Annotated in this window: 1 protein-coding gene; it reads left to right on the forward strand. The window is 38.5% G+C overall.

Going from position 1 to position 663, the window contains the following annotated elements; genetic code table 11:
* Positions 1–449: 449 nt before the first annotated feature.
* The coding region (locus ACS8FD_RS21305) for a hypothetical protein (RefSeq protein ID WP_439277337.1) at positions 450–663 on the forward strand (214 nt) is incomplete at its 3' end.

Here is a 663-nt window from a genome sequence, read left to right on the forward strand (position 1 = left end):
TTTTTGTTTGAGCGGTCGCCATATATTCTATATGACAGCTTAGATAAAAACACTACAACATAGATTGCAGTAATAAAAACCACAGTGTCATGCTGTGGTTTTTGCCGTTTATATCTGCTGTATTTTTCTAAACGATTGTTAATCATTTATGTTCACGGACAGCTTATATCAATGATTGTAGTTTTAAGATATTTAAAGTGTCTATGCGCTTAGTAGTTGACATTTAACGCAATTTACGATTAATTAGAGGGTGGCGTCGCAGTAATAAAAATAGAAAGACTTTGTAGCTGAGCTATCTTTACAAGCATAATTTTCATGGCGACAACCGTACAACTCATATCCATATAGAATTAGCATTAGCATTAGCATTAGCATTAAGCCATCAGATGTATAAAAACTGGTTGAGTAATAATTCCCAGTCATGTCACGAACAATAGGATCGCCACTCTATGAGCCAAACCTTACCCAAACTCAGTCACCATCTGGTTGATGAAGCTCAGTATAACTTACTGCGTTCGGTTGGGTATTTATGTGCAGCCGAGCGTCGCGACATTATAGATGCTTGTGCCTTTGGTGATGTTGCGCACATAAAAGACCGGCGCAAATCAGGTGAGCCTTATATTACTCATCCTATAGCGGTCGCTGAAATATTGGCCGGCTTTC

Source organism: Psychrobacter sp. 1U2, from assembly GCF_051847575.1.